Annotated in this window: 12 protein-coding genes and 1 pseudogene; 7 read left to right on the top strand and 6 right to left on the bottom strand. The window is 74.6% G+C overall.

What is annotated here, in order from left to right; translation table 11 throughout:
* Positions 1-20 precede the first annotated feature (20 nt).
* Genes QJS33_RS24680 through QJS33_RS24660 form a run of 5 tightly spaced genes read left to right on the top strand, consistent with a single transcriptional unit; the run spans position 21 to position 4261 of the window.
* Positions 21-194: a hypothetical protein gene (locus tag QJS33_RS24680; RefSeq protein WP_306370458.1), complete on the top strand. Its 174-nt coding sequence runs from the start codon at positions 21-23 to the stop codon at positions 192-194.
* 9 nt (positions 195-203) lie between these two features.
* Positions 204-566 (top strand): TadE/TadG family type IV pilus assembly protein, encoded by a 363-nt coding sequence (locus QJS33_RS24675; protein ID WP_306370457.1) that lies wholly within the window; start codon positions 204-206, stop codon positions 564-566.
* Positions 563-973, top strand: a complete 411-nt coding sequence (locus tag QJS33_RS24670) for a TadE/TadG family type IV pilus assembly protein (protein WP_306370456.1) — start codon at positions 563-565, stop codon at positions 971-973. Before QJS33_RS24675 ends, QJS33_RS24670 begins: the two co-directional genes overlap by 4 nt.
* Positions 970-1383: a TadE/TadG family type IV pilus assembly protein gene (locus QJS33_RS24665; RefSeq protein WP_306370455.1), complete on the top strand. Its 414-nt coding sequence runs from the start codon at positions 970-972 to the stop codon at positions 1381-1383. Before QJS33_RS24670 ends, QJS33_RS24665 begins: the two co-directional genes overlap by 4 nt.
* Before the next feature lie 19 nt (positions 1384-1402).
* Positions 1403-4261 carry an OmpA family protein gene (locus QJS33_RS24660; RefSeq protein WP_306370454.1) on the top strand — a complete coding sequence of 953 codons (2859 nt, stop codon included), beginning with the start codon at positions 1403-1405 and terminating at the stop codon, positions 4259-4261.
* A 94-nt stretch (positions 4262-4355) separates the two neighbouring features.
* Here QJS33_RS24660 and QJS33_RS24655 read toward each other — a convergent pair whose 3' ends face one another.
* From QJS33_RS24655 to QJS33_RS24630, 6 genes and pseudogenes are all read right to left on the bottom strand, one after another.
* Positions 4356-4721, bottom strand: a complete 366-nt coding sequence (locus QJS33_RS24655; RefSeq protein ID WP_306370453.1) for a hypothetical protein — start codon at positions 4719-4721, stop codon at positions 4356-4358.
* Between the two features lie 1152 nt (positions 4722-5873).
* Positions 5874-5999: a hypothetical protein gene (locus QJS33_RS24650; RefSeq protein WP_306370452.1), complete on the bottom strand. Its 126-nt coding sequence runs from the start codon at positions 5997-5999 to the stop codon at positions 5874-5876.
* 152 nt (positions 6000-6151) lie between these two features.
* Positions 6152-6427: a hypothetical protein gene (locus QJS33_RS24645; RefSeq protein WP_306370466.1), complete on the bottom strand. Its 276-nt coding sequence runs from the start codon at positions 6425-6427 to the stop codon at positions 6152-6154.
* Positions 6428-6781: 354 nt separating this feature from the next.
* Positions 6782-6994 (bottom strand): annotated as a pseudogene (locus QJS33_RS31450) (transposase); the annotation flags it as partial.
* 92 nt (positions 6995-7086) lie between these two features.
* Positions 7087-8217 (bottom strand): NADAR family protein, encoded by a 1131-nt coding sequence (locus QJS33_RS24635; RefSeq protein ID WP_306370451.1) that lies wholly within the window; start codon positions 8215-8217, stop codon positions 7087-7089.
* Positions 8218-8403: 186 nt separating this feature from the next.
* Positions 8404-20886: an ADP-ribosyltransferase gene (locus QJS33_RS24630; RefSeq protein WP_306370450.1), complete on the bottom strand. Its 12483-nt coding sequence runs from the start codon at positions 20884-20886 to the stop codon at positions 8404-8406.
* Between the two features lie 767 nt (positions 20887-21653).
* Here QJS33_RS24630 and QJS33_RS24625 point away from each other — a divergent pair.
* Together QJS33_RS24625 and QJS33_RS24620 are read left to right on the top strand one after the other, a co-directional pair.
* Positions 21654-22460, top strand: a complete 807-nt coding sequence (locus tag QJS33_RS24625; RefSeq protein WP_306370449.1) for an SAM-dependent methyltransferase — start codon at positions 21654-21656, stop codon at positions 22458-22460.
* 142 nt (positions 22461-22602) lie between these two features.
* Positions 22603-23656: acyltransferase (locus QJS33_RS24620; protein ID WP_306370448.1), on the top strand; the 1054-nt coding region annotated here is incomplete at its 3' end.

Here is a 23656-nt window from a genome sequence, read left to right as displayed (position 1 = left end):
CCCCTGTTTGGAGAAACACCGTGAAAGAGCTGTACTACCGCATCGTCACCGCACTGACCCTGCCCAAGGGCGATGACGGCTACTCGACCGAGACCGTGGTCGTCACCGCGGTCCTCATCCTGGCCGGTATCGCGGCGGCCACCGGCATCAGGAGTTTCGTCGATGCCGAGATCCTCAGCTTCGGCACTCCGTAGGAGACACCGTTGCGACAGCACGATGACGACCGGGGCAGCGCCGAACTGGCGGTAGCCGCCCCGGCGCTCCTCCTCCTGGTCATGCTGGTCGTCCAGGCCGCCCTGTGGATGCACGGCGAGCACGTCGCCGCCGACCTCGCACGCCGCACGGCCGAGCAGTCGCGCACCGTGGAGGGCACGGCCGCCCCGGCGGCCGCGCCCTCCGGCTCCGTCCTGTCCGACATCGACGTCGCCGTCGAACGCGGTGCCGAGGAGGTCACCGTCACCGTCACCGGTTCCGTCCCCAGCCTCATCCCCGGGGTCACCTGGAACGTGCGGCACGTGTCCGTCGCCCCCGTCGAACGCTTCGTCCCCGGAGGTGAGGCACCGTGAGGCACCGCGACCGCGGGTCCGCCTCGGTGGAGCTGGCCCTGCTGGCACCCGCCCTGCTGACCTTCGCCATGCTCATGGTCTTCGCCGGGCGGGTCGTCGACGCGCGGGCCACGGTCGGCGAGGTCGCCCACTCCGCCGCCCGCGCGGCCTCGCTGGAGCGCACCCCCGCGAACGCCTCCGCCACGGCGACGGCGATCGCCGCCGCCGGGCTCCAGGAGCAGGGCATGGCCTGCACCGACCACACCACCTCCGTCGACCACGGCGGCCTGGCCGCCGGCGGCGCCGTCTCCGTCACCGTCCACTGCACGGTGGACTTCTCCGACCTGTACGGGGTCGCCTTCCCGGGCGGCCAGACCATCGAGGGCGGCGCCACCGTCGCCGTGGACACCTTCCGGGGGCAGCCGTGAACACCGCCGCCGCACGGGACGACCGCGGACAGGTCAGCGCCTTCGTCGCGGTGATGGCGCTCGCCTTCATCGCGTGCCTGGGCCTGGTCTACGAGGGCGGGGAACTCCTCCAGGCCCGGCGCCAGACCGCCACGCTCGCCCAGGAGGCCGCCCGGGTCGGCGCCCAGCAGCTCGACTGGAACGCCTACCGGGAGGGCGCCGAGGAGGTCCCGCTGGACCCGGCCGCCGCGGCCGCCGCGGCCCAGTCCTTCCTCTCCTCCGCCGGGGCCGCCGGAACCGTCAGCGTCTCCGGCGGCACCGTCACCGTCACCTGCACGATGTCCTACTCCTTCACCCTGGTCCCGGCCGGATCGACCACCGTCGAGACGACCGCCACCGCACGTCCCTACACACAGACGACGACCCCCTGAGCACCTTTGTGAGGCGGACATGCATCCACTGAACAGGCTCGGCGCGGCCGCGTTCGCGCTGGCCTTTCTCATCGGCGTCCCCTACGCCCTGCTGTGGCACGCCGCCTGGCCCGACACGTTCCCGTCCTGGGACGTCGCCCTCGCCCACCTGCGCGGCTGGCGGCTGCCCCCGGGCGTGCCCGCCGCCGTACTGATCACCGCGCTGTGGGCGCTGTGGGGGATGTTCGCCCTGGCACTGGCCGCCGAGGCCGTGGCCCGCCTGCGCGGCGTCCCCTTGCGCCTGCGCCCGTTCGGGCCGCTCCAGGCGATCGCCGCCACCGCCGTCGCGGCCACCGCGGTCACCCCCGCCGCCGCCTTCGCCGACACCGCCACCCAGGAGGACGACGGGCGGCAGGAGGAGCGGACCCCGGACCGGGAGGACGGCGTCCCCGCCGCCCCGAGCAGTGCGGAGCAGGGACCGGTGGAGCGCACCCGCACCGTCAGCGGGTTCGCGGTCGGGTCCGCCGAACTCACCGAGCGGATGCGGGAGGACCTCGCCCCCACCGTCGAGATGCTCGGGGACCACTGGGACGAGGACGTCCCCGTCACGATCACCGGGCACGCCGACCCCAGCGGGAACGCCGACCGCAACCGGGAACTGTCCCGGGAACGGGCCCAGGCGGTGGCCGACCACCTGGAGGAGGAACTCGGCGAGGACGCCCCGGACACCGAGGTCGAGGGCAGGGGCTCCGACCAGCCGGTGGAGGGGCCCGTCGAGAGCCAGCGCCGGGTCGAGATCGCCTACACCCTCGCCCCCGCGCCCGCCCCGGCACCGCAGCAGGAGGCCGACGGGGAGCAGACGCCGCAGGAGACCGGCGGCGCGGCCGCGGAGGAGGCCGACCGGTCCCTCATCACCGTGGAGAACGCCGCCGCCGTCGACGAGGACGGCCCCCGGGTCGTCGTCCTGGAGATCCCCGACGGCGCGGTCGCCGGGGTCGTGGGGTTCGCCGGGCTCGCCGGGGGCTACCTCCTGGGCAAGCGCGGCTCCTTCGTGCCCAGGATGGCGCTCAGCCTGCCCCGGCGCCTCACCGGCCGCCCGCGCCGCCTGGCCCTGCCGCCGGTCCCGCCGCGTCCCGAGCCCGGCGACGAGATCGACGAGCGGGTCACCGTCGAACTCGACCACGTCCCCGGCCTGGGCCTCACCGGCAAGGGGGCGGACGGGGCGGCCCGGCGCCTGATCGCCAACGCCCTCGACCCCGCCGAACCCCTCGCGGTGCGGATCCTCATCACCGAGGACGAGGCCGTCCGGCTGCTCGGCGAGACCGGCCGCGACCTGCTGCGCGACCGGCCGTGCGAGCCGGTCACGCTGGTCCCCGGAACGGAGGACGCGCTGGCGGTGCTCGCCACCGAACTCCACGCCATGGCCGAGGAGGACCGGGCCCCGCTCGCCCTGGTCATCTCCGCGCCCGAAGCCCGGCACGAGCACGCCCTGTCGGGCCTGCTGCTGCACGGGCAGCACCGCGGCGTCACCGCCGTCATCCTGGGGAGCTGGCCCCTGGGCGGCAACTGCACGGTCGACGCGGACGGGCTGATCTCGCAGACCAGCCAGCCGCTGGCCACCCTGTTCCACTGCTCCTGGCCGGGCTCGACGGCCGAGGAGGTGCACGAGGCCGTGCACGCCCACCACGCGGCGGACCACTCGGTGTCGGAGCGGCCGGTGCGCTCTCCCCGGAACCGGGAGGCCGCCGAGCAGCGCCCGGTCCTGGTCGCCGAGGACTGGGACGATGACGACGCCTTCGTCCGCGTGGGCGACGAGGCCGCCTGGGAGCGGCTCGTCCGCGCCTGGGACGAGGAGGCCGCGGAATCCTCCGGGGCGGACGCGGGACCGGAGCCATCGGCGGACCCGGAACCCGTCCCGGACGGCGGGGCCGCCGTGGACGCCGCCTTCCGGGCGCTCCGGGAGGGGGAGTACGCCGACACCGCCGAGGACGACTCCTGGTGGGACGAGACCCCGGCCTCGGACACGGTCTCGCCGCAGGCCGGGGCGGAGGAGACACCCGCCACCCGCGAACCGGACCCCGTGAAGACGGACGGTTCCGCCGCCGCGGCGGACGAGGACACAGGAACAGGGGAGCAGGCCGGAGCCGAACCGGAACCCGTGCCCGGCGAGGCCGGGACACCGGAACCCGACGCTGCCCCTTCCCTCGACGGGAACACCGAGGCGCCCGCCACCCCGACCGCCATCGGGGACGGAACTTTCGACGGCGCGCCCGCGGAGGCCGATGCCCCCGCCGGGGATTCGGGTGACTCCACCGGGGAAGAGAACGCCTTCGCCGCCCTGAACAGGGACGGGGGAACCCCGGAACCCAAGGCGGACGCGCGTGCCGCCGCGGCGGGCCGCCCCGGACCGGCTCCGGAACCCGAGCAGGCCGGTGCCCCGGAGAGCGCACGGGACGCGGGCCCCGACACGGACGGCGCCGGGGCGGCGGAGACCGTCGCCCCGCCCCAGCCCTCCACCCCCGCGACCCCCGCTCCGAAGGAGGAGCAGCGGACCCGGGTCCGCCACGAACGCGCCCCCGGCCGCAAGGCCGGCCGTGTCCGGGTGGTGCGCGTGGACCGCCCGGAATCCCCGGAACACGAGGGCACCGAGCCCGCGCCCACGGTCGTACCGGCCCCGGCCGGTCCGACCTCCGTTCCCGGCGCCCGACCGGCACCGGCCCCGTCGGCGGCCGCCGCCCGCCCGCGCGGCAAGGCGGCCGTCCGAGACCGGGTGCAGCCGCGCGGCGCGGAGCCCGCTCCGGCGGCCGAAGAGGAAGCCTCCCCGGCCTACCGCCCCCAGCCCGCCAAGCCCCGCAAGGCGGGCCGGGGCCGTACCTGGAAGCCGCGCGACGACGGCTGACCCGCACCCCGGCGCGCAACACCGCGGGGCGGTCCCCTCAGGGGAGCGCCCCGCGACATCGCCGTTCCCGTACGTCCCGCACGGGACCGTGCCGTCAGTAGCGGCCCCCACCGCCTCCGCCCCCGCCGTGCCCCGAGCCGGACACCAGGTCACTGCTGACATCGAAGGCGTAGTCGTCACTGACCTCGTAGTTGCGGGCCATCTGGAGCGTCCGGTCCGCGGCCTGGTCGAAGGCCGTGGGCAGGGCCTCGCCGTACTCGTCCAGCGTCTCGATCATGGGGGTGAGGTTCTTGGTGAGGGCGTCCGAGATGTCATCGCCCGACCCCCAGATCACCCCGAGGGACTGGCGTGCCGTCCGCAGCCGGGTGAAGGCCTCGCGCACCAGCCGACCGGGCTCGCGCAGTTCCTCACCGGCCCGCGCCATATCTTCCGGGAGCACTGTCAGGTGGTCGTAGGACATCGGCGTTCCTTCCCGTACGGGGGCGCGGCCCCGCCTGACCGGAACCGCACGCATCCCCTGGCCACGTTCTAGTACCGCCGAATGATCGGCGTACGTGCGCCCGGCGACGCGCGGGTGTACGCGGGAAGTCGCGTCCCGGGGCGGACACCGCTCGTGCGCTTTCGTCGCGAACGGTGCCCACGTTGCCGTCCCGGAGTCCCCGACCCCGACCGGAGGACATCGTGCCGCCTGTGCCCCAGGGGAGTGGAGGCGGCAGGAGGCTTCCGGCCCTGGCCGTAGGGGGTGTCCGCCCGATCCGGAGCCCTCAGCCCCAGCCCGGCCACGTCCCTGGCCGCCCCCGCCCCAGGGGGTAGAGGCCGCAAGAGTCCTCCGGCCCCGGCCGAAGGGGGTGTCGGTAGAGCGGAACGGAACCCCGGCCGCTGGGGGTGAGAGGTACGTGGAGGTTTCCAAGACGCCGACCACCTGGAAAGGGCGGTGTGCGGGCGCTCTCTCGGAAGCGTTGTGCTCCACCGGTCACCGCTTGGGAAGGTACAGACCCGGGCCGGGCGTCGACCCGTCCCCACGCAGTCGGCGCTCGGCAGCGCACCGGGCGGTCGCGTTCGACTCACACCCCGGGTGGTGGGGGTTGGTTCAGGGGACGGGTCGGTGACCGGCGGCACGCTCAGCCACACATGTCCACGGAGAGAACGCTGTGACTGCAAAGCCGCGGTTGCTCAGACCTCGCTTGTCACCCCGGCCACAGGCGGTGCAACCCCGGCCGGTACTGCTCGCCCGCGCCGGAGGATGCTTCTATGGTTGCCGAGTGGTGAGCGGCAGTGGTGGGTGGGCTGCGCGCAGGTCCATCCAGGATGGTGTCCCACCGAGTGGTGTGACTTTTCCGGCCCTGTTCCCACGGATGCGCGTCAGCGGTGCCGGGCGGATCGGCGCACCGCCGCCTCCGGCGGCTTCTTCATCCCGGTCAGCGGGCCGCCGGTACGCGGTGGCCCGACCGGTTTCGGCCGACCATCACGATGACCCGCAAGGACGCACCCGCGCGAAAATCACACCACTCCCGGGGACGTGACCCCATCCAGGGCGGCCTCTCGGACGCCGTCCTCGGCGATCATCACATGCAGGCTGTCGGTAACGGGCGCGGAAAACCTCGGAGCAGCCTCAACCGGTATGGGGAGGATCGTCCCCCAGGGAGTGTTCCACCCGGAGCCGCTGGGTGTGGTGCATCGGCAGGGACTCGATCTCGGCAGGCGCGAACCAGCGCACCTCATGCGACTCATCGCTCACCGCCAACTCCCCTCCCACCACCCGGGCCCGGAAGCACCCGGAACGTGCCCGACCGAACTGTTGGGCGCAGCGAAGATGCCAGTGGGCGGGACCCTCGGGGAGCCGGGATGCGCTCGCCTCCTCGTGCGCGCCGACGACCACCCGAGCCGGGGTCAAGCTGCGCCGCGGCGTGGACGCGCCCTGGCGGAAAAGGCCGGGTCAACCAGGACCGCGCCCATCGCCAGCGCGCCCCCGGCCAGCATCAACGGCCACGGCCACACGAGGTGCCCCGACCCGCGCTCCACGCACACCAGGTACCCCTCGGACTCCGGGGAGTACACCGACTCGCACTCCATCCCCGGCTCCACGTCGGGGACCGTCCCCAGCACCAGACCGCACAGGGCGATCGCGACGCCGACGACGACGAAGAGCTTCGTCACGTGCAGCATGGACCCTCCACCGAAAAACCGGACCCCCAGGGGAAGGAACACCCTAACAACCGCACCCGGGAGCGACCGGGCCGGGGCGTTCCAAGGTGTCGAGCCACGACGTGCAGCTCGCGTGTGAGCGGGCTCGGGAAGGCGGTGTCCTCGTCGCAGGGGACGCGTCGCAGGGGACGCGTTGCAGGGGACGCCGTGCCGGAGGCGGTGGAACAGGCGGCCCGAGAACCTGTCGAACAGGTTGCGCAGAGCGCCGGCGTGGCGGTCTCCGGCCTCGCGGCGCCGGTCGTAGCGGGCACACGGGCCGGGGCCTTGGAGACCGGCGAAGGTCCAGGCGCAGCCCGCGGCGGCCAGGCGCCGGTTCTCGACACGGCGGTGCATGACCTTGTGGCAACGCCCGGAGGCCCGGGTGACGCGGGCCGATCCGGCGTAGGCCTTCAACGCGCGTGCGTCGGCGAACCGGGTCCGGTCATCGCCGATCTCGGCCGGCACCCGGGCACCGACCGGTTCACCGACCCCGGGGAAGCCGGTGATGACCTCGGCGTCGGGGGTGGCCGCGAAAAGCCGTGGCGGCATCTGTAGTCAGGCGCCGAGCCGAATCGGTGGCGGCGAGGCCCGGTTCTTCCAGGCATCGCGCTCCCAGCAGGTGCCGCGGACCGCGGCCGGTCTCAGATGCCCGCACGGGCGGCGCACAGTTCGGCGCGGACCACCTCCAGCAGCCGTCCCGCCCAGTTGCGGCCCCCGGCTCCTGCTCCGGCTCGCCCCCAGTACCGGGGCGAGCCGACATCGTCGTACAGGATCGTCCGGTCACCGGTGGACAGCAGGACCTCGGCCAGGTCGGGGTGCTGCTCGAACTTGGCGCGCAGCAACCGGAGCATCACGGCGGTACGCGCCACGGCCCAGTCCGGGCGGCGGGGTGTCCCCCGCACCAGGAGTCCGACCTGTTCGAGGCTCTCGGCCGTGCGGATCGCCTCCCGTGCGGCGGGATCGGCGACGGACGCCGCCCGGTAGGCGTGCAGCACGGTGGGATACACGGCCCCGTCGACGTTCACCGCTGCCGGGAAGTCGTTGCGCAGGGCCAGGATCGGCGGCTCGGGCCGGGTGCCGTCGTTCCCGAAGTGGCGTTGTTCCAGGACGACGCTCTCGGCCCGGGGCTCCCATCGGCCGTCGAGCCCGGTGTCGGCGCGGGTGCTCTCCCGCTGCGCGGTCCATCGGGCGAAGTACTCCAGGGCCTGCCCGTGTTGCCGCTCCGTGACGGTCGCGCCCTCGAACACGCCGGTCAGGGTGCCGCCGGGGCCGAAGGCCAGGACCTGGACCGGCCAGTCCTTGGAGTCCATGTCCCCCAGCAGGTAGACCCGTTGCGTCCAGGGGATCTCCAGGTAGGCGGCGCGCAGTGCGGCCCGGCGGGACTCATCGGGGTCGGCGAGGTAGGCCTCCAGCGCGACCAGGCAGCGGTCGGAGGAGGTGGGACGTCCGTTGAGCTCCTCGACGGTGTCCCGGACCTCGGCCAGCAGGCAGTCGGCGTCGGTGTAGGAGACCGGGTCGGCGAACCGCCATTCACCGATACCGTGCGCTGACGCCCCGGCCCCCGCCTCGAACTCGGTGGCCACCCACCCCGAGGCGAGCCGGTCGGCGAACCCCGCCAGATCCACGAGGCCCCAGCAGTCCACCAACCCGTCGGCGTAGATCTTCAACGAGGTCAGGTAGTAGGAGCCGCCGTTGCGGATGAACGCCGGTCGGCTCTCGCCGGGGATTCGTTCGCCGTCGGACTCACGGAAGACGGGTTGCATGATCGCCATGCCCGGCAGCTTAGCGATCCGCCCCGAACGCCCGCCGCCGTGTTCCCGGAGGGGCGGCGGTCGCCTGCACGCCGTGCGGGACGGGCCGCCCCCATCCGACCCCTACCGGAGTTCACGCATTCGGGAGACCGGAAGACCGACCTCGGCCCCGCCGTCGGAACGGTTCCGCGGACCGGGGCACGCGGGTCACTCCGACCGGAAGACCTTCTCCTCCAGCAGACGCCCGTCCCCGTCCCAACGGCGCAGGGCGGCGAGTTCCCCGTCCTCGCCGAACGACTTCTCCGAGACCAGCCGACCGCTCGCGTCCCACTCCCGCCAGACCCCCGCCGCGCCGTACCGCAGGTCGTTGCGACCCTCGGTCCGGAGCGTGCCGTTGGGGTGCCATTCCCGGTACGGCCCGTCCTTCCTACCGTCCCGGTAGGTCGTCAGCGACTGCACCGTTCCGTCGGGCCGGTCGTCGACGACCTCGCCCGTGAAGGGCGCCCCCTCGAAGAGGACGGTGCCGTCCTCGGCGGAGGACCAGGGAGTGCCGCCCAAGTCGAAGCGGGGAGGTGAGACGCTCGCTTCCGGGGCCTTGCCCTTGTCCAGGGCGGTCGTGCCGTCCGATCCGCTCGCCACCCCGTTCCCGTCTCCGTCTCCGCCTCCGTCGCCCGATGTCCCTTCGGCGGCCACAACGGTCGTCACGGTCTCCAGAGGGGAGTCCCCCTCGGGCACGGCCGGGGTCTCACCTGCCTCCGCGCCTTCTGAGGGTGCCGGGGTGGGTACGTCCTCGGTGGCGGTCCGCCCGGTGGAAGCCTCCGGCGGAGTGGACAGGACGTCACCGTCGGAGGTTTCGGATGCGGGGACCTGGACCCGGCTCGGAACCTCCGAGGCCTCTCGTTCGCGCCGTCCCCCCTCGGCGGCGGGGCCGGTGCGTCCGGTACCGCCGGGGAGCGGGGACGGCGGGGTCAGCGCCTGGGAGAACATACTGTTCAGCGTGGCCTGGCGGTCCTCGCCGAACTTCGGTGGCGAGGAGTCGACCGGGGGCTCCGGCGGGGTTTCCCGGAGGTGCGGCACGCTGGTGCCGGCTTCGGTACCGGACCCGGTGCCGGCGGGGCCCGGCGGTGTCGGTCCCGGGAGGCCGCCCCCGCCCCGCGTTCCCGTCGCCCCGGACGCCCCGGACGCCCCAGGCGGGCCGGGCGGAGCGGGGGACATGACCGTGGGCGGCTCCCCCTCACCGGTGTCCGGTTCCTCCGTCGTCTCGGTCGGCGGCGGTGCGGTGTGCCCCGGCGGCAGGATTTCGGCGTGGAGGATGTGTCCGCGGCCCCGGGGTTCGTAGGAGGTGATGCGGTAGGTGGTGTCGCGGGCGAGGACGATCTCGCGTTCGCCGGGGTGCAGGCTGCGGTCGCCGACCCACAGCCCCCGGGTCCCGGGCGGGAGGGTGAAGCGGACCAGGTCGGTGGCCGAGCCGCCGGCGGCGCTGGGCCGGGGTCCCAGGGAGACGGACATGAAGCCGGGGTCGGTGAAGGTCCGTCCGACCAGGGGCGAGGGGTCGGTGGTGGTGCCGGGGGCGAGGTGTTCGAAGCCGTACACGCCGCGTACGGCCTCCACTCCTTCGGGCAGGGGCGGCGCGGTGGCGCGGTCCAGGTGGTCGATGATGCCCAGGACGTCGTCCGCGTCGGGGTAGTGGCCGCGTCCGCGTTTGTCGCGGAGGGTGTCGGCGATCAGCCCGGCGGGGCCCGCGTCGCCGCGGAGGTTCTCCAGGGCGGCGTCCGGGTGGGGGGAGTCCAGCACGCTCCGGACGACCCGCTCCTGTTCGGGGGTGAGCCGTCCGCCGTCGAGCAGGCGGGGGAGGATCTCCAGGGCGGGCCAGCGGTCGTTGTTGATCTCGTAGAGGGTCCAGCCGGGGTGGGTGCGGCTTTCCTCCCGGCGCCGGTCGAGTTCGGCCTGGACGGTCGCTTCGTCCAGGGGCCGGAGGCGGGAGAACTCGGCGATCCAGCTCTCGGCGGTGTAGGCGTCGACGTATCTGCGTGTCCGGGGTGGGAGCGCGTCGTAGGTGTTGGGGTTGAAGCCGGGGTCGTGCAGGAGGTCGCCGTAGTCGTTGACGTGTCTCTCGTCGGGGAAGCGGAGGATGCCGGCGGCGTCCGTGCGGCCCAGGCCGTGAGCGGGTGGAGTGGTCGATACCGCCTCATCGGCCGGGTCCGTGCCGCGTTCGCTCCCGTGGGCTCCGAGGCCGACGCGGACGGAGGTGTCCGAGGTGAGGGACGTCTCTGTCCCGTGCGGGAGAAGGGGGGCCGGGGGCCCGGGGACGCGGCTCTCCTCCATCCGGGTGGTCTCCACGGCCGCCGTGGCGGTGTGCGGTTCCGGCGCGGGGAGGGCGGGCTTCTTCCCGCCCTCGGTGCCGGTGCCGGTGCCGCCCTCCTCCTCGGTCGTCACCGTGGCCGCCGGTTCCGGCGGCGGGGGTTCGCCTTCGGCGGATTCCTCGGTCCCGGTGCTCGCATGTGCCGGTTCGGGGTCCGTGGCGGCGGGGTCGGTCGGCGAGTCCGTCAGGGGGATGCGAACCGGGGCCACACGGGGGGAACGCGGCGGGGTGGCGTCGTAGAGGTCGGATCCGCCGTCGTCCACCTCCGTGGCGGCGGGCGGGTCGGCGGGCAGCGCCGGGGTCATGAGGTGCGTGTTCGGAGCGGGCCTACCGGGGATCCGGTCGGTGACGAAGAAGTCGTCCCCGTCGTCGATCCCGTGGGGGCCGCCGGACCGGGTGGCCCCGCCCCGGCGCTCGCGGCGGTCGCCGCCGTTCTCCTCCCGGGAGGCGCCCGGGTCCTGGAGGGGGTCGTCGGCCTTCGGCGACCGTTGCGACGGGTCACCGCCGGGGGCGACGGCGGACTCCTCGGCGGGGGTGTCCGCCGGTGCGTCCGCCGGTGTTCTCGTGGGTGTCTCTTCTGTGGGGGTGTCGCGGGTGTCCCCGCCTCCTGTGTCCCCGCCTCCTGTGTCCCCGCCTCCTGTGTCCCCGCCTCCTGTGTCCCCGCCTCCTGTGTCCCCGCCTCCTGTGTCCCCGCCCTCGGCCTCCGCCGACGCGTCCGCCGGCGGTCCCGCCGTCCGCGGGTTGAGCGCGCGCAGATCGCGCAGGGCGTCGACCATCGCCCGCATCGCCCGGTTCCTGGCCTCCTCCAGTTCGCGGTACCGCCCCTCCCGCTCCCGGTAGTCGAGGCGCAGCGTGTCGTCGGCGAGATCGGGGTCGGCCCCGTTCACGAACTCGAACAGCTCCCCGCGCGCCTTGATGTAGGCCGCGTCGGCCTTGGTGAACGCCGCCTCCGCCGCGGAGTACCGGTCGATCTCCGGTGCGTCGATGTCCAGCCCCCAGGCGCGCGCCCGGTCCTCGTCGATCCACCGCACGACCGAGGAGTCGCTCTGACTCCCCACCGGCGGGGTGTCCGAACCCGGGTGCTCCGCCCACACCAGCCACCGGGCCGGAACGCGCACCAGGAACATCCGCCTGGTCCCCGGCCCCTCGGCCACGGCCCCCTCGCGCTGGCCTGCGGCCACCCCGTCCTTGGCGCCGCTCAGCGCCACGTTGTCGGCGTCGAGGTTCTCCCGGAGGCGGTCCGCCGGACGCGCGGTCTCCGTGACCTGGCCGCCCAGGCCGATGTTCTGCGCCCGGTTCTCCGAGGTGTTCTGCGACCGCCGGGTCCCCTCCTGGTCCGAATCGCGGGCGCGGCTCTCGCCGCTGACCCCCTCGATCACGGCGCCGTCGGTGTTCAGCAGCGCCCGTGTCCTGACCACCGTGTCGCCGTACTCGGCGATGACCACGGAGTCCTGCGTGGCCTCGGGGGTGAGGGACAGCAGCAGCATCTCCTGCTTGCGGGCGGTGATCCCCGCCGCGCGCTCGATGTCCGTGATCTTCCGGTCCAGGTGGCGGGCCGCGTCCCGGACCTCGGTGGCGTCGAGGAGGCCGGTGCCGCCCGTGCGCGACCACCCGTCCAGGAGTGCGGCGTTGACCACCGCCGCGTCGAGCACACCGCGCCCGTCGCCCTCGATCGCCAGGGGAACGTGCTCGATCCCCGCCTCACCGTCCTGATACCCGTGCCCGTCCGCGCCCCGGTGCAGCGCGGCCCAGTCGTCCGGGTACGTCCCGTCCTCGCTGCGGTCGAACTCCGCGCGGGTGTACCGGGTCCCGGACGGACCGGACCCGCTTCCGGGGCCGAGCGTCTCCAGGTACGGGAGCGGGTGGATCGACTGCGCCTGCCGGTCCAGGACCGACGTGGTGAAGACCTGGTCACCGATGCGCAGGCTCGCGTCCACCCGGGTCGGCGTCGTGACCACGGCGAAGGGTGTGAACACGACCCGTTCCTGTGTCTCCTCGCGGGCCCGGGTCTGCGAGGACGCGTCCTCCACCTGTGTCTGCTGCCGGTACCCGGGGGTGCCGCCGGCGCTGATGGCGCCGACCTGCCTGCCCGTGCCGGGGTCCTCGCGGTTGCCGATCGGCGCGAGCAGGTCGATGGCGGCGCCCTTGCCGTACCCCCGGAAGAAGCTCTCCTGCTCGGAGGTGGAGGTCACCTTGATGTTGCGGTCGACGAACTCCATCTTCCCGCCGATCTGCTCCACGCGGGACCCCATCGGGCGCAGGTCCAGGTCCAGGGTCGCCGTCCGTGACCGGTCCTTGATGCGCGGGGTCGCCTCGGACGACTCCCAGCGCGTGTCCGTCGGGACCACGCGCACCTCGATACCCGACAGGTGGGTCATCCCGCGGTTGAGGTCGGAGGTCACCGTCTGGATCAGGTCCTCACGCGAGTGGGTGGTCAGCTCCCAGCCGCCACGCCGCAACCGCTGCTCCAGGTCGGAGATGAGGGAGGGGACGTGGACGGGGCGGGAGTCGTAGCCCTTCCCGGCCAGGTCCGGCTTGAGCACCAGCTGCCGGTGCGGCCCCTGCGGCGGCGGGTGCGGGCTCTTGCGGACCCGGCCGTCCGGCCCCCAGGTCAGGTGGTCGTCGACGAGCCCCTCCGCGAAGACCCAGAGCGCGGGGACCATGACCTTCTGCGCGTCGCGGACGTGGGACGCCCACGCCGTGTGGTCGCCGGTCCCGGGCGAGCGCGGGACGGAGAACAGGAAGTCGAAGTCCTTCTTGTGCTCGGTGGCCTGGAGGACGACCCCGTGGGTGACGAACTCGAAGGTGGCGCCGGTGAACTTGACCTCCCGGCGGGTGCGGAAGGCCACGGACGAGGATTCGCCGCGCCCGTGCCCGTAGGGGGTGTACCGCAGCTCCGCGCCCGGCTGGGCGATGGGCGCGGAGGAACCGCGGGGGGCCTGTTCCGCCGTCTCCGCGGTGGGCTGGGAGCTGAAGACCCCCCGTGCGACCAGGGCCGTGCTGAAGATCGAGTTCCGGGACGTGCCGAACCCGTAGGAGATCTCCTTGACCTGGTTGGGCTCCATCGTCGCGAACTCGCGCAGGACCACCGACGCGACGTGGGTGGGAACGTACCAGGTCACCGTGGTCGGCCGGGTCCGCCACGGGGCGATGCCGTCGTCGAGCTGGACCCGGAAGCGGGAGCCGCCGTCCCGCTGGATCCCCGGTGCGGCCGCCAGGGTCTGCGAGGACGTGTGGTCGGTGATGATCTCGGCCGCGCCCTCCCGGGAGGACGCGGCGCGGGAGAACGCCCAGTGGTCGCGGTCCAGGCTCGCGTAGGTGAGCGAGGACACGGTGATGATCTCGGAGCCGCGGCGCATCAGGGCCGGGTTGAACGCCTGGACGCTGGAGAACAGCTCCGACAGGCGCCGCGCCCGGTCGGTCCGGTCGATCCGCAGCTCCGGCTCCGGCTCCGGGGCGGGGGTGCGGGTGCGGCCGCCCCGACCGGCCGGGGTCTCGGTGGTCCGTTCCGCCGGCGGTGTCGTCTCCGCCGCACGTTCCGCGGGCGTCGCCCCGCCGTCGGTGGCCCGGGTGACCGTGCCCCCGTCGCCCGGCGTCGTGTGGGTCCGGGAACCCCGGGTCCCGGTCCCGGACCCGGTCCCGGTCCCGGTCCCGGTCCCGGTCCCGGTCCCGGTGTCCGAGGTCCCCGGGTCCGGGGCCTCCGTGTCCTCGGCGACCTCGGTGACGGTCGCCAGCCGCGGCGGCTCGCCGGGCGGGGAGAGCAGGCCGAGATTCTCGCTGAGGAACGCCGAGGGGCCACGGTCGAAGAGCCGCTCCGCCTGGGACGACGGCAGTTTTCCGGGAGGCGCCGGAGGCTGTTCCGGGGGTGCGTCGAGGGTGAAGCGCCGACCGGTCCGCGGGGTGTGCAGTTCCACTCGGGCCCGCACCGGATCCGGCACGCCGTCCCCGCCGCCGAAGAGTTCGCGTCCCATGCCCGTCCGGGACGGCGCCTCCCACCGGGAGGAGCGCGGCACCACGGAGTCGTCGGGCCCCATCCACGCCGAGAACTCCATGTCGGCGAACAGGACCCGGCTCCCGCTCTTGTCCTTGACGTTGGTCTCGGTGGTCGCCGAGACCCCGTACCCGCTCTGCTTGCGCGAGCGGAACTCGTTGGCGGCCCGGAAGTACACGCCTCCGGCCTTGGACGGCGTGCCGAACGAGTCGACACCGGCGGTGATGCTGCGCAGGGTCACACCCGTCCGGCCCTCGGCGGTGACCGTCGTGACCTTGTCGGACCTGCGGTCGATGCCCGCCGACGACCCGGTGGTGCTGCCGGTGTGCGACGCGGCGAGGGGGGCGGCCGCCTCCGAGTAGCCGGTGACCCTGGTCCGCGGCCACACCGAGATGTGCTTCGGCACGGTGAACCTGCGCTCGCGCAGCTCGTTGCCGAACGGCAGGACCTTCGTCTCGATCAGCTTGATCTCCACCTGTCCCGACAGCCAGGCGTCGCGTTCCTTCCGGAAGGAGGAGGCGTTGATCCGGGCCAGGACCGTCTCGGTGTTCAGCTCGGCGGTCCGGCGCTTGCGCCGGTGGTTCCAGCCCGCGTGCGAGCGCGCGGGCTCGGGGGTGCCGGGGATCGCCAGGTGCGGTAGCACCAGGCCGGGGTACTCCCGGTCGATCTCCGTCAGGAGCCGGTGCGCGAAGTCCCGGAAGAACGACTGCGGGAACCCCCCAGCCTCGGAGCGCACCTCCGACCCGTCGGCGTGCGTCACGTCGCGGACCAGGGCGTCGCCGAAGTGGGTGGGCCCGCCCTCGCGGTCCAGGAACGGGTCCCCCGTCCGCTCCAGCTCCGCCGTCTCGGGTCGGTCGCCGTCGAGGCGGCGGACGTCGTCGGCGGTGACGGCCTCCAGGGCGGACGCGTCGAAGTACATGGGCTCGGTGTCGCCGTCGAGCCACACGGCGACCGTCCGCCGGGTCCGGTACACGGCGGTGTCCGTGCTGTGGAACAGGCGGGCGTCCCACGCGTTGTCCGAACGCCCCCGGCCCTTCGCCCACACCTTCTGGAAGCGCGCCTCGAAGTAGGGCGCGTCGACCCGGATCGCGTCCCCCGGGACCCGGGTCACCACACCGCCCGACACCGCCACGAAGAAGCCCTTGAGCCGGTTGGCGAGCACCGAGGCGCCGCGGGCGTAGCGGTCGGTGAACTTCATGTTGAAGTCCTTGGGGGTCTCCGGGACCAGTTCCATGGAGGTCGGCGGCGCCCAGATGGTCAGCAGGCGTGTCCCGCCCTCGGCGTCGGGGACGCGCACGGTCCGGGGTTCGTCGGTCATCGTGGGGAGCTGGGTCATCACGATGTCGTCGGCGAACACCTCCAGGACGCCGCGCCGGTCCAGTTCGCGCCGCCGGGCGGTCGACCCGGACTTGGGGTGGGTCGCCACCTTGGGCTCATCGCTGCCGGGGCGGGGCCGGTGGAGCAGGCGGCGGGTGTTGGACCCCTCCCCGGGGGCCTCGAAGCCCAGGCGGTCGGCGATCCAGGAGTTGAGACCGGTGGGTGCCTCGGTCGGCGGCCGGTTCCGCGACCCCCAGGGGAGCAGGTCCCGCCACCGGGAGCGGCCGTTGCCGGGGGAGTCCGTGCCGGTGCGCGACCCGGTGCCGGAGTCCGAGCCGGGGGCGCTGCCGGAGTCGGTCGCGGAATCCGAGCCGGGGTCGGGGACGCGGCGCGTGATGGAGTCGATCGAGATCGGGTGGGAGTTGGCCAGGTAGCCGCCGTACCGCCGGGGGGCCTCCGCGGGCGGGGCGCCCTCGGTGCGCGTCCCGTCCCCGTCCGTGGTCCCGTCCCCGTCCCCGTCCGCGGTCCCGTCCGCGTCCGCGGGTGTGGTCCCCTCCCCGTCCGTGGTCCCGTCCGCGGGTGCGGTTCCCTCCGCGTCCGCGGTCCTGTCCGCGGGTGCGGTTCCCTCCCCGTCCGCGGTCCTGTCCGCGGGTGCGTCCGGTGTCCGGAAGGGGTCGGTGAACGTGATCTGCGCGGGCAGGTCGTCGCGCCGCTTCAACCCGCCCATGAGGACGAGTTCCACACCGCGGTCGAGCCGGGACTCCGTCCGCGTCGGGGCCAGCTCCACGCCCGCGTCCGGGTCTTCCCGGCCCGCGGTCACGGGCGGCGGCGGCCGGTGCGGGGTCCACTCGGCCGTGAGGGCGGTGCTGTAGGTCGTCCCCTCCCCGGTCATCTCCGTGGTGAGGATCTGGGTCCGGCCGGAGTCGCCGGACTGCTGCTGGACGGCGGAGCCGCCGAAGGCCGACGCCCGGAAGCCGGCGGCCGGGGCGGGGAGGCCTTCGAAGCCCAGGAGGTTGGCCTGGAAGGACACGACCGGGCGGCGTGCGGAGCCGACCATCCCCGACTCGCCCCGCGAGTCCTGGGTCTGCACGTCGTGCAGACCCTTGTACTTGGCCTTGGGGGCGCCGCCCCGGTCCCGCCCGCCCTCCTGCCAGGCGTCGTCGGAGCGCAGCCGCAGTGTGTACGACGTGCCGTCGGCGGCGGTCTCGGTGACCCCGTCGCGGGAGAAGAAGTCCCGGGGGTCGGTGCCGAGCTTCGCGCGCAGGGACGCGCGCACGTCCGGGGGCAGGCCCGGGCGCGTGGCCAGGACGGCGTCCGGGTCCACCCGGACGCCGTAGGACTCGATCCACCGCGAGTCGATCAGGTAGTTGAGCCGCAGCGGGGCGGGGGTGCCCGGGTCCGCGGGGTCGGGCGGCGGGTCGGGCGGCGGCGGTACGCGGGTGACGGTGTCCCCGCCGGGCGGCGGGTCTTCGGTGACCCTCTTCGGGGCCTCCTCAGTGCTCTCCTCGGCCACCTCTTCCCCGGGCGGGGGAGGCGGCGGGTCTTCGGCGGCCTTCTCCGGGGTCTCTTCGGTGGTCTCCTCGGCCGCTTCCTCCCCGGGTGGAGGGGGCGGGACCTCGGAGGTCTTTCCGCCGGTCTCCTCGGCGCTCTTCTCGGTGCCGGTGCTCTCCTCTTCCTCCTCGGGTGGAGGGGGCGGCGGGTCGTCGGCGGCCTTCTTCGGGCTCTCCTCGGCCTTCTTCGGGTTCTCCTCGGGGGCCTCCTCCTTCGGGGGCGGCGGGCCGGGATCCTCGGGGGCGACCTCGGTGCCCTCCTCGGGTTCCGGCGTGCTCTCCAGGCGCAGCGGCGGCCCCCCGTCCTTCGGAACGGCCAGGGGATCGCGCTCGGCGGCGGGGCGCCCGCGCTCCTCCCCTCGGGTGTCCCCGGTGGCGGCGGCCTCCTCGTCCGGGGGCTCCGGCTTCTTGCCGGAGCCCTCCTTCGCCCCGCCGTCCGCAGATTCCTCGGGCCGGTCCCGGTGCCCTGTGGTGTCGGTGCGGTCGGACTGCCGGACCGTCTCCTCCGCGGCGGTCGACTCGACCGACGGTGTGAGCGATCGGAAGAAGACGTCCAGGTCGGTCTCGTCGCCCCGCCGGTCCGGGGGCCCGGAACCGTCCTCGCCCGGGGTGGTCAGCGGGCGGCCGTCGGCGCCGTCCGCCTGTGCGCCGAACACCCCTTCTTCGCGGGTGGCGCCGGGCGGCGTACCGTCCCCGTCGCCCCCGTTCCCGGCCCGCGGAGAGGCCGGGTCGGTCCGGCCGACCGGAGCGGGGCCGCGGCCACCGCCGCGGTTGGTCGAGGACTCCCGCGACCCCGGGGCCTCCCCGGGGGGCGGCGCTTGCACGCCGGGGGGCGCGGGCTGTTCCCCCGGCGCCTCGGCGGGGGCGTCGCCCCCGCCCTCGGGGACGGCACGGTGGGGGCTTTCCCTGGTGTCCGACCCCGTGTCGGTGGCCCGGTGGCCGACCTCCTCGGCGGACGCCGAGGAGGAGTCGCCCTCGTCCGAGCCCCTGTTCTGTTCGCCGTCTTCGCCCTGACCGGTCCCGTCCGTGCCCGTGGTCTCGGCGCCGTCTCCGTTCCCTGGACCGGTGAAGGCGGCGGCCGCGGGGGCCTCCCCGGACCGTTCACCGCCCCCGGGGGCGCCGCCGACCGGGGCAGGGGCGCCGTCCTGCACGCCGGAGTCGGCGGGCGCGTCCTCGGCGGCACCGTCCTCGGCGACCGAACCCTGTTCGGTGCTCCGTCCGGATCCGCCCTCCGGCACGGCCGTGCCGGAGGCCGCACCCGTGCCGGAGCCGCGCCCGGTGTCGGTCGGTCCGCTCCCGTTACCGCCCTCCGGTGCGGTCACGGGCACGTCACGGATGTCGGGGCCTGTGCTCTCGGTGCGCGGTGTCCGCCGCTCCCCCTCCCCCTCCGGCTCCGCTCCCGCCTCCGTCCGGGGGGTGTCCGATCCCCGGGACCCGGGAGGCCCGGCGGGGACGTCCCCGGTCGCCGACCGTTCGGGGCCGCCCCGCCCGCCCGCCCCGCCGGGCTCCGACCGGTCCGACCGGTCCGACCGGTCCAACGGGCCGAGCACCGACACGTCGTCCCCGTCCTCGTCCCCGTCGCCGCGGTCCGACCCGGAGTCGCCGTCCGACCCGAACCCGGACCCGAGGTCGAACGACATGTCGTCGCCGCCCCCGCCCCGCAGGTGCAGGACCGGCTCCTCCCCTCCGTTCCCGGACGAGGACCCGGTCCCCCCGTTCCCCCCGTTCCCCCCGTTCCCCCCGTCCCCCCGGCCCGGGTCGGACGGCCGGTCACGGGTGTCGTCGCCGTCCGGCGCGGGCCCGCGCGACCCGGGCGCGTCCGGGCCGGGAAGGTCCACCGGGGTGTCGTTGAGCGTGCGCAGGCCGTCGAGGGCGTCGACGGCCTTGAGCCCGCCGGTCACCGCCAGGTCCTGCACGACCGAGGTGGCGGCCCCCGCCACCGCCGACATGCCCGACGCCTCCCACTGCTGCTCGGGGGAGAAGGCCAGGTTGGTCAGGCCCTCGCCGATGTACCCCTCGAACGCGCCCGAGCCCGCGCCGATGCCCAGTGCGGTCAACCGGTCCCGCCACCTGGTCCCGAACTCCGACACCGTCCGGGCGAAGGCGTCCGGGACGTCCCGGGCGAGGTGGTCCCGGGTGCTCTGCGGCAGCGGCGCACCCCCCAGCACGTCGTCGAGCGCCGAGGTCGCGCGCGGGGTGTTCCAGGTGCGCAGCAGGGTCTGCGCGTACTCGCGGCCCAGCGCCCTGGCGGCGTCCTCGCCCAGTTCGCCGCCGAAGTGGCGCGCGAACACGTTCCCGGCGCCGTCGACGAACCGCTCTCCGTGCCCGATCCCGCTGCTCGCGGTGTTGGACCGCTGTGCGGGCCCGGTGAACTCGTTGGAGTTGCGGGCGAACAGGGTCACCAGGTCCTTGTTGAACTCCGGGGTGACGCTCCCCGGCGGCCAGGTCACCGAGGGCCCGTCCTGCCCCGCCCCGTCCTGCCCCGCCCCGTCGCGTTCGGGTCCGCCGCGTCCGGGACCGTCGCCCGGCGGCGGCCCCGGGGGGTCGGTCGGCGGTCCCGGCGGGTCGGTCGCGCCGTCGCGGACGGGCGGCGGGTTCAGGGGGCCGGGGTCCGGGGTGCGCGGTGAGGGGGTCGGCACCGTCTCGGGGACGTCCCGCAGCGGCGGCGGGTCCGGGTTCGGCTCGGGGCCCCGGCCCACCGGCCCGGGCGGCGGCTCGGGGACGGTGTCGCGGACCGGCGGCGGCACGGGGGGACCGGGCAGGTTGTCACCGAAGAGCTTCGCCAGCTGCTTGCTGAGGAACAGGTCCGCGCCCATGGACAGGCCGGCTCCCAGCAGCCCCTCCACGAACGCGCCCGCGGCGGCCATCCGGGTGAGTTCCTTGTCCCACTCGTCCCGGTTGCCCTGGTCCATCTGGATGCGCTGGATGAGCAGGTCCATGGTGGTGCCGAACAGTTGGGCCACGAACAGGTGGCTCAGCAGGTTCCACACCAGCCAGTTGAGGATGCGGCGGATCGCCTGGCTGCGGATGAACTTGAACACCGAGATCCACGAGAGCGACGCTCCGAACGTGAACTTCGCCGTCGCGATCGCCCAGGCGATCTCCAGCGCCAGCTGCACGAGCTGGCCGATGATCATCCACTTGGCGTACTCGACCTGGTTGGCGGACTCCTTGGCGTACTTGCGGATCTCCCCGGCCAGTGTCGCGGCCTCGCCGACGTAGTCCCGCTCCCCGGCGGTGAACTGGGCGAGGGAGTTCTCGAAGTACTCGGTGGTGCGCCCGTCGAACGTCGATCTCACCTTGCGGCGCAGCACCACGATCAGCTCGGGGAGCTCGGTCGCCAGGATGTACTCGACCGTGGCGTACATGTCGGAGACGTCCCGCAGCCGGTCCTCGTCCACGTCCGGCCATTGGGTGCCGGTGAGGCCGTAGAAGAGGTCGGCCAGTCCGTCGGGGATCTCCATCCCCATGCGCGCCCCCGCCCCGAGTCGTTCCGCCGCCGGTCGCCGCTAGCCGGGTGACCCGGCGAACGCGACGATCCTAGGGCGGCAGCCCGTCCCGGGAATGGGCTTTCCGTCCGCTTTCGCGTACTGTTCGCCCGTTCGTCACCGCGGGCGCACCCGTACCCGCCCGAGCGGCCCCGAACCCCTGCGGGGCAAGGGAAGCCGGTCACCCCGCCCTCCGTGTCCGGTCACCTTCGGGACCGCCGCGCCCCGGAGTCGTTCACCCGCCCAGGTCGAGGAACGCGCACACCTTTGCCGGGAACCGGTCGCGGCACTCCGCCTGCGCCCATCGCCCCGTCCACGACCGCCGTCGGCTCCCGCGGCCCGCCCACCCGCCCGGCCCCCAGACCCCCGCCCCACTCGGGCGGGTCCGACGCCCGCACCCCGCACCCCGCACCCCGCGGTCGGCGGACCGCGGCCCCAACAGACCGGTACCGGGGAGACCGCGGCGCCGTCCGGACCGCTGCCGTGCAGCAGGACCAGGGGTCGCGGCCGGGCCGCCCGGTCCCGGCCCGCGGCACCCGCAGGCGCCCGACCCCGACGTCCACGTGCTCCCCCCCGCGCCCCGGGCGGTACGAGGTGCCCCGTCCCCGCTCCCCCCGGGTACCGCCCACCCTGCGCACACCGGGCCGCGAGCCACCGGGAATCCCCGCGCCGCACGGCCTCCCGTTGCACGGACACCCCAGCGGGCACCAGAATGCCCATGTCGCACGGTAACGGAGGAAACGCACGCCATGACCGACCCCTCACCCGACGAACACCAGCCCCCTATCGACACCACCCGGGCCCACTCGGCCCGGGTCTGGAACTACTGGCTCGGCGGCAAGGACAACTACCCCGCGGACCGCGAGGTCGGCGACTACGTACTCGCCGCCTACCCGGAGATGGTCGAGGCCGCCCGCGCCGACCGGGGCTTCCTCGTCCGCGCCGTCACCCACCTGGCCCGCGAGGAGGGCGTCCGCCAGTTCCTCGACGTCGGCACCGGCCTGCCCACCCACAACAACACCCACGAGGTCGCCCGGCGGGTGGACCCCGACGCCGCCGTCGTCTACGTCGACAACGACCCCATGGTCCTGGCCCACGCCCGGGCGCTGCTCACCGGCGGCGACGCGGGCGGCGTCCACTACGTCGACGCCGACCTGCGCGAACCGGACAAGGTGCTGGCCGCCGCCCGCGACCACCTGGACTTCACCCGCCCCATCGGCCTGACGGTCCTGGGCACCATGGGCCACACCGAGGACACCGCCGAGGCCTACGCCCTCATCCGCGCCTACGTCGACGCCCTGCCCGCGGGGAGCTTCTTCGCCCTGTGCGACGGCACCGACACCAGCGAACCGATGGTGGAGGCGGCCCGCCGGTGGAACGACACCGCGGCCCTGCCCTACCACCTGCGCACCCCGCAGGAGATCGCCGGGTTCTTCACGGGGCTCGAACTCGTGGAACCGGGTGTGGTCTCGGCGTCCCTGTGGCGGCCGGACAGGACCGAGGTGGGCGAGCCCGCCCACGTGGACCAGTACTGCGGACTGGCCCGCAAGCCCTGACCCCCGCCCCGCCGCCCGCCGCCGCCCTGCTCCCGGCACTCGTGACACAGCGGTGACGGCGCGTTCAGCAGGGGTATCCCCCCACGTCATCCCGGTCGGGCAGGATGTCCGGTCTCCCCGCACACCCTGAAAGCGAGCACCCGTGCCCTCTCCCACCTCCCCCGAGGAGACCGGCCCGGCCCGGCCGGTCGAGGTCGGCACCGGCGGGCACCGGCCCGGCATCGAGGGCCTGCGCGCCGTGGCCGTGCTCCTGGTCGCCGCCTACCACATCTGGCTGGGCCGGGTCTCCGGCGGCGTCGACGTGTTCCTCATGCTCACGGGCCTGCTCGTCACCGCCTCCCTGCTGCGCGCCGCCACCGGCCCGGGCATCCGCTACGGCGCGTTCCTCGCCCGGCTGGCCGCCCGCCTGCTGCCGACCGCGGCCCTGGTCGTCCTGGTCACCCTCGCCGGAACCTGGCTGTTCCTGCCGCAGTCGCAGTGGCGCGAGGCGCCCGGGGGAGCGGTCGCCGCCCTGCTCGGGCACACCAACTGGCACCTGGCCCTGGACTCGGTCGACTACCTGGCCCGCACCGGGGTCCCCGACCCCTTCCAGCACTTCTGGTCGCTGTCGGTGCAGTGGCAGTTCTACCTGCTGTGGCCCGCGCTCATCGCGGGCGCGGTGCTGCTCGCCCGCCGGGCCGGGCGCGACCCGCGGCGGCCGCTGTTCTGGGCGCTGGCGGCGGTGTTCGCGCTCTCCCTGGCCTACTCGGTGGCGGTGACCCACACCAACCAGCCCTGGGCGTACTTCGACACCGGGGCCCGGCTGTGGGAGCTCGCGCTCGGCGGGCTGGTGGCCCTGCTGCTGCCGGGGCTGCGCCCGGGGCGCACCGCCCGGCTGCTCCTGGGCTGGGGCGGGCTGGCGGCGCTGGTGCTGTGCGGGGCGCTGCTCCAGGTGTCCACGGCGTTCCCGGGCTTCGCCGCGCTGTGGCCCACCCTGGCGGCCGCGGCCGTCATCGCAGCGGGGGCGCCCGCCGGCGGGGCCGTCGGCGTCGACCGGCTGCTGTCCTCCCGGCCGCTGCGCTACCTCGGTTCCATCTCCTACGCCCTGTACCTGTGGCACTGGCCGGTCCTGGTCTTCTACCTGGCCGCCACCGACCGCGACCTGGCCACCCCGCAGGGCGGGGCGATCGTCCTGTCGGTGTCGGTGCTGGCCGCCG

The sequence above is a fragment of the Nocardiopsis sp. CC223A genome, from assembly GCF_030766825.1.
Taxonomy (GTDB): Bacteria; Actinomycetota; Actinomycetes; order Streptosporangiales; family Streptosporangiaceae; genus Nocardiopsis.
The sequence above is the reverse complement of the archived record's forward strand: the minus strand, read 5'-3'. Positions and strand labels throughout refer to the sequence as shown.

Coding starts and splice junctions, on each gene's coding strand:
- QJS33_RS24660 (WP_306370454.1), top strand. CDS start 1,403: ATGCATCCACTGAACAGGCTCGGCGCGGCCGCGTTCGCGCTGGCCTTT.
- QJS33_RS24655 (WP_306370453.1), bottom strand. CDS start 4,721: ATGTCCTACGACCACCTGACAGTGCTCCCGGAAGATATGGCGCGGGCC.
- QJS33_RS24645 (WP_306370466.1), bottom strand. CDS start 6,427: ATGCTGCACGTGACGAAGCTCTTCGTCGTCGTCGGCGTCGCGATCGCC.
- QJS33_RS24635 (WP_306370451.1), bottom strand. CDS start 8,217: ATGGCGATCATGCAACCCGTCTTCCGTGAGTCCGACGGCGAACGAATC.
- QJS33_RS24630 (WP_306370450.1), bottom strand. CDS start 20,886: ATGGGGATGGAGATCCCCGACGGACTGGCCGACCTCTTCTACGGCCTC.
- QJS33_RS24625 (WP_306370449.1), top strand. CDS start 21,654: ATGACCGACCCCTCACCCGACGAACACCAGCCCCCTATCGACACCACC.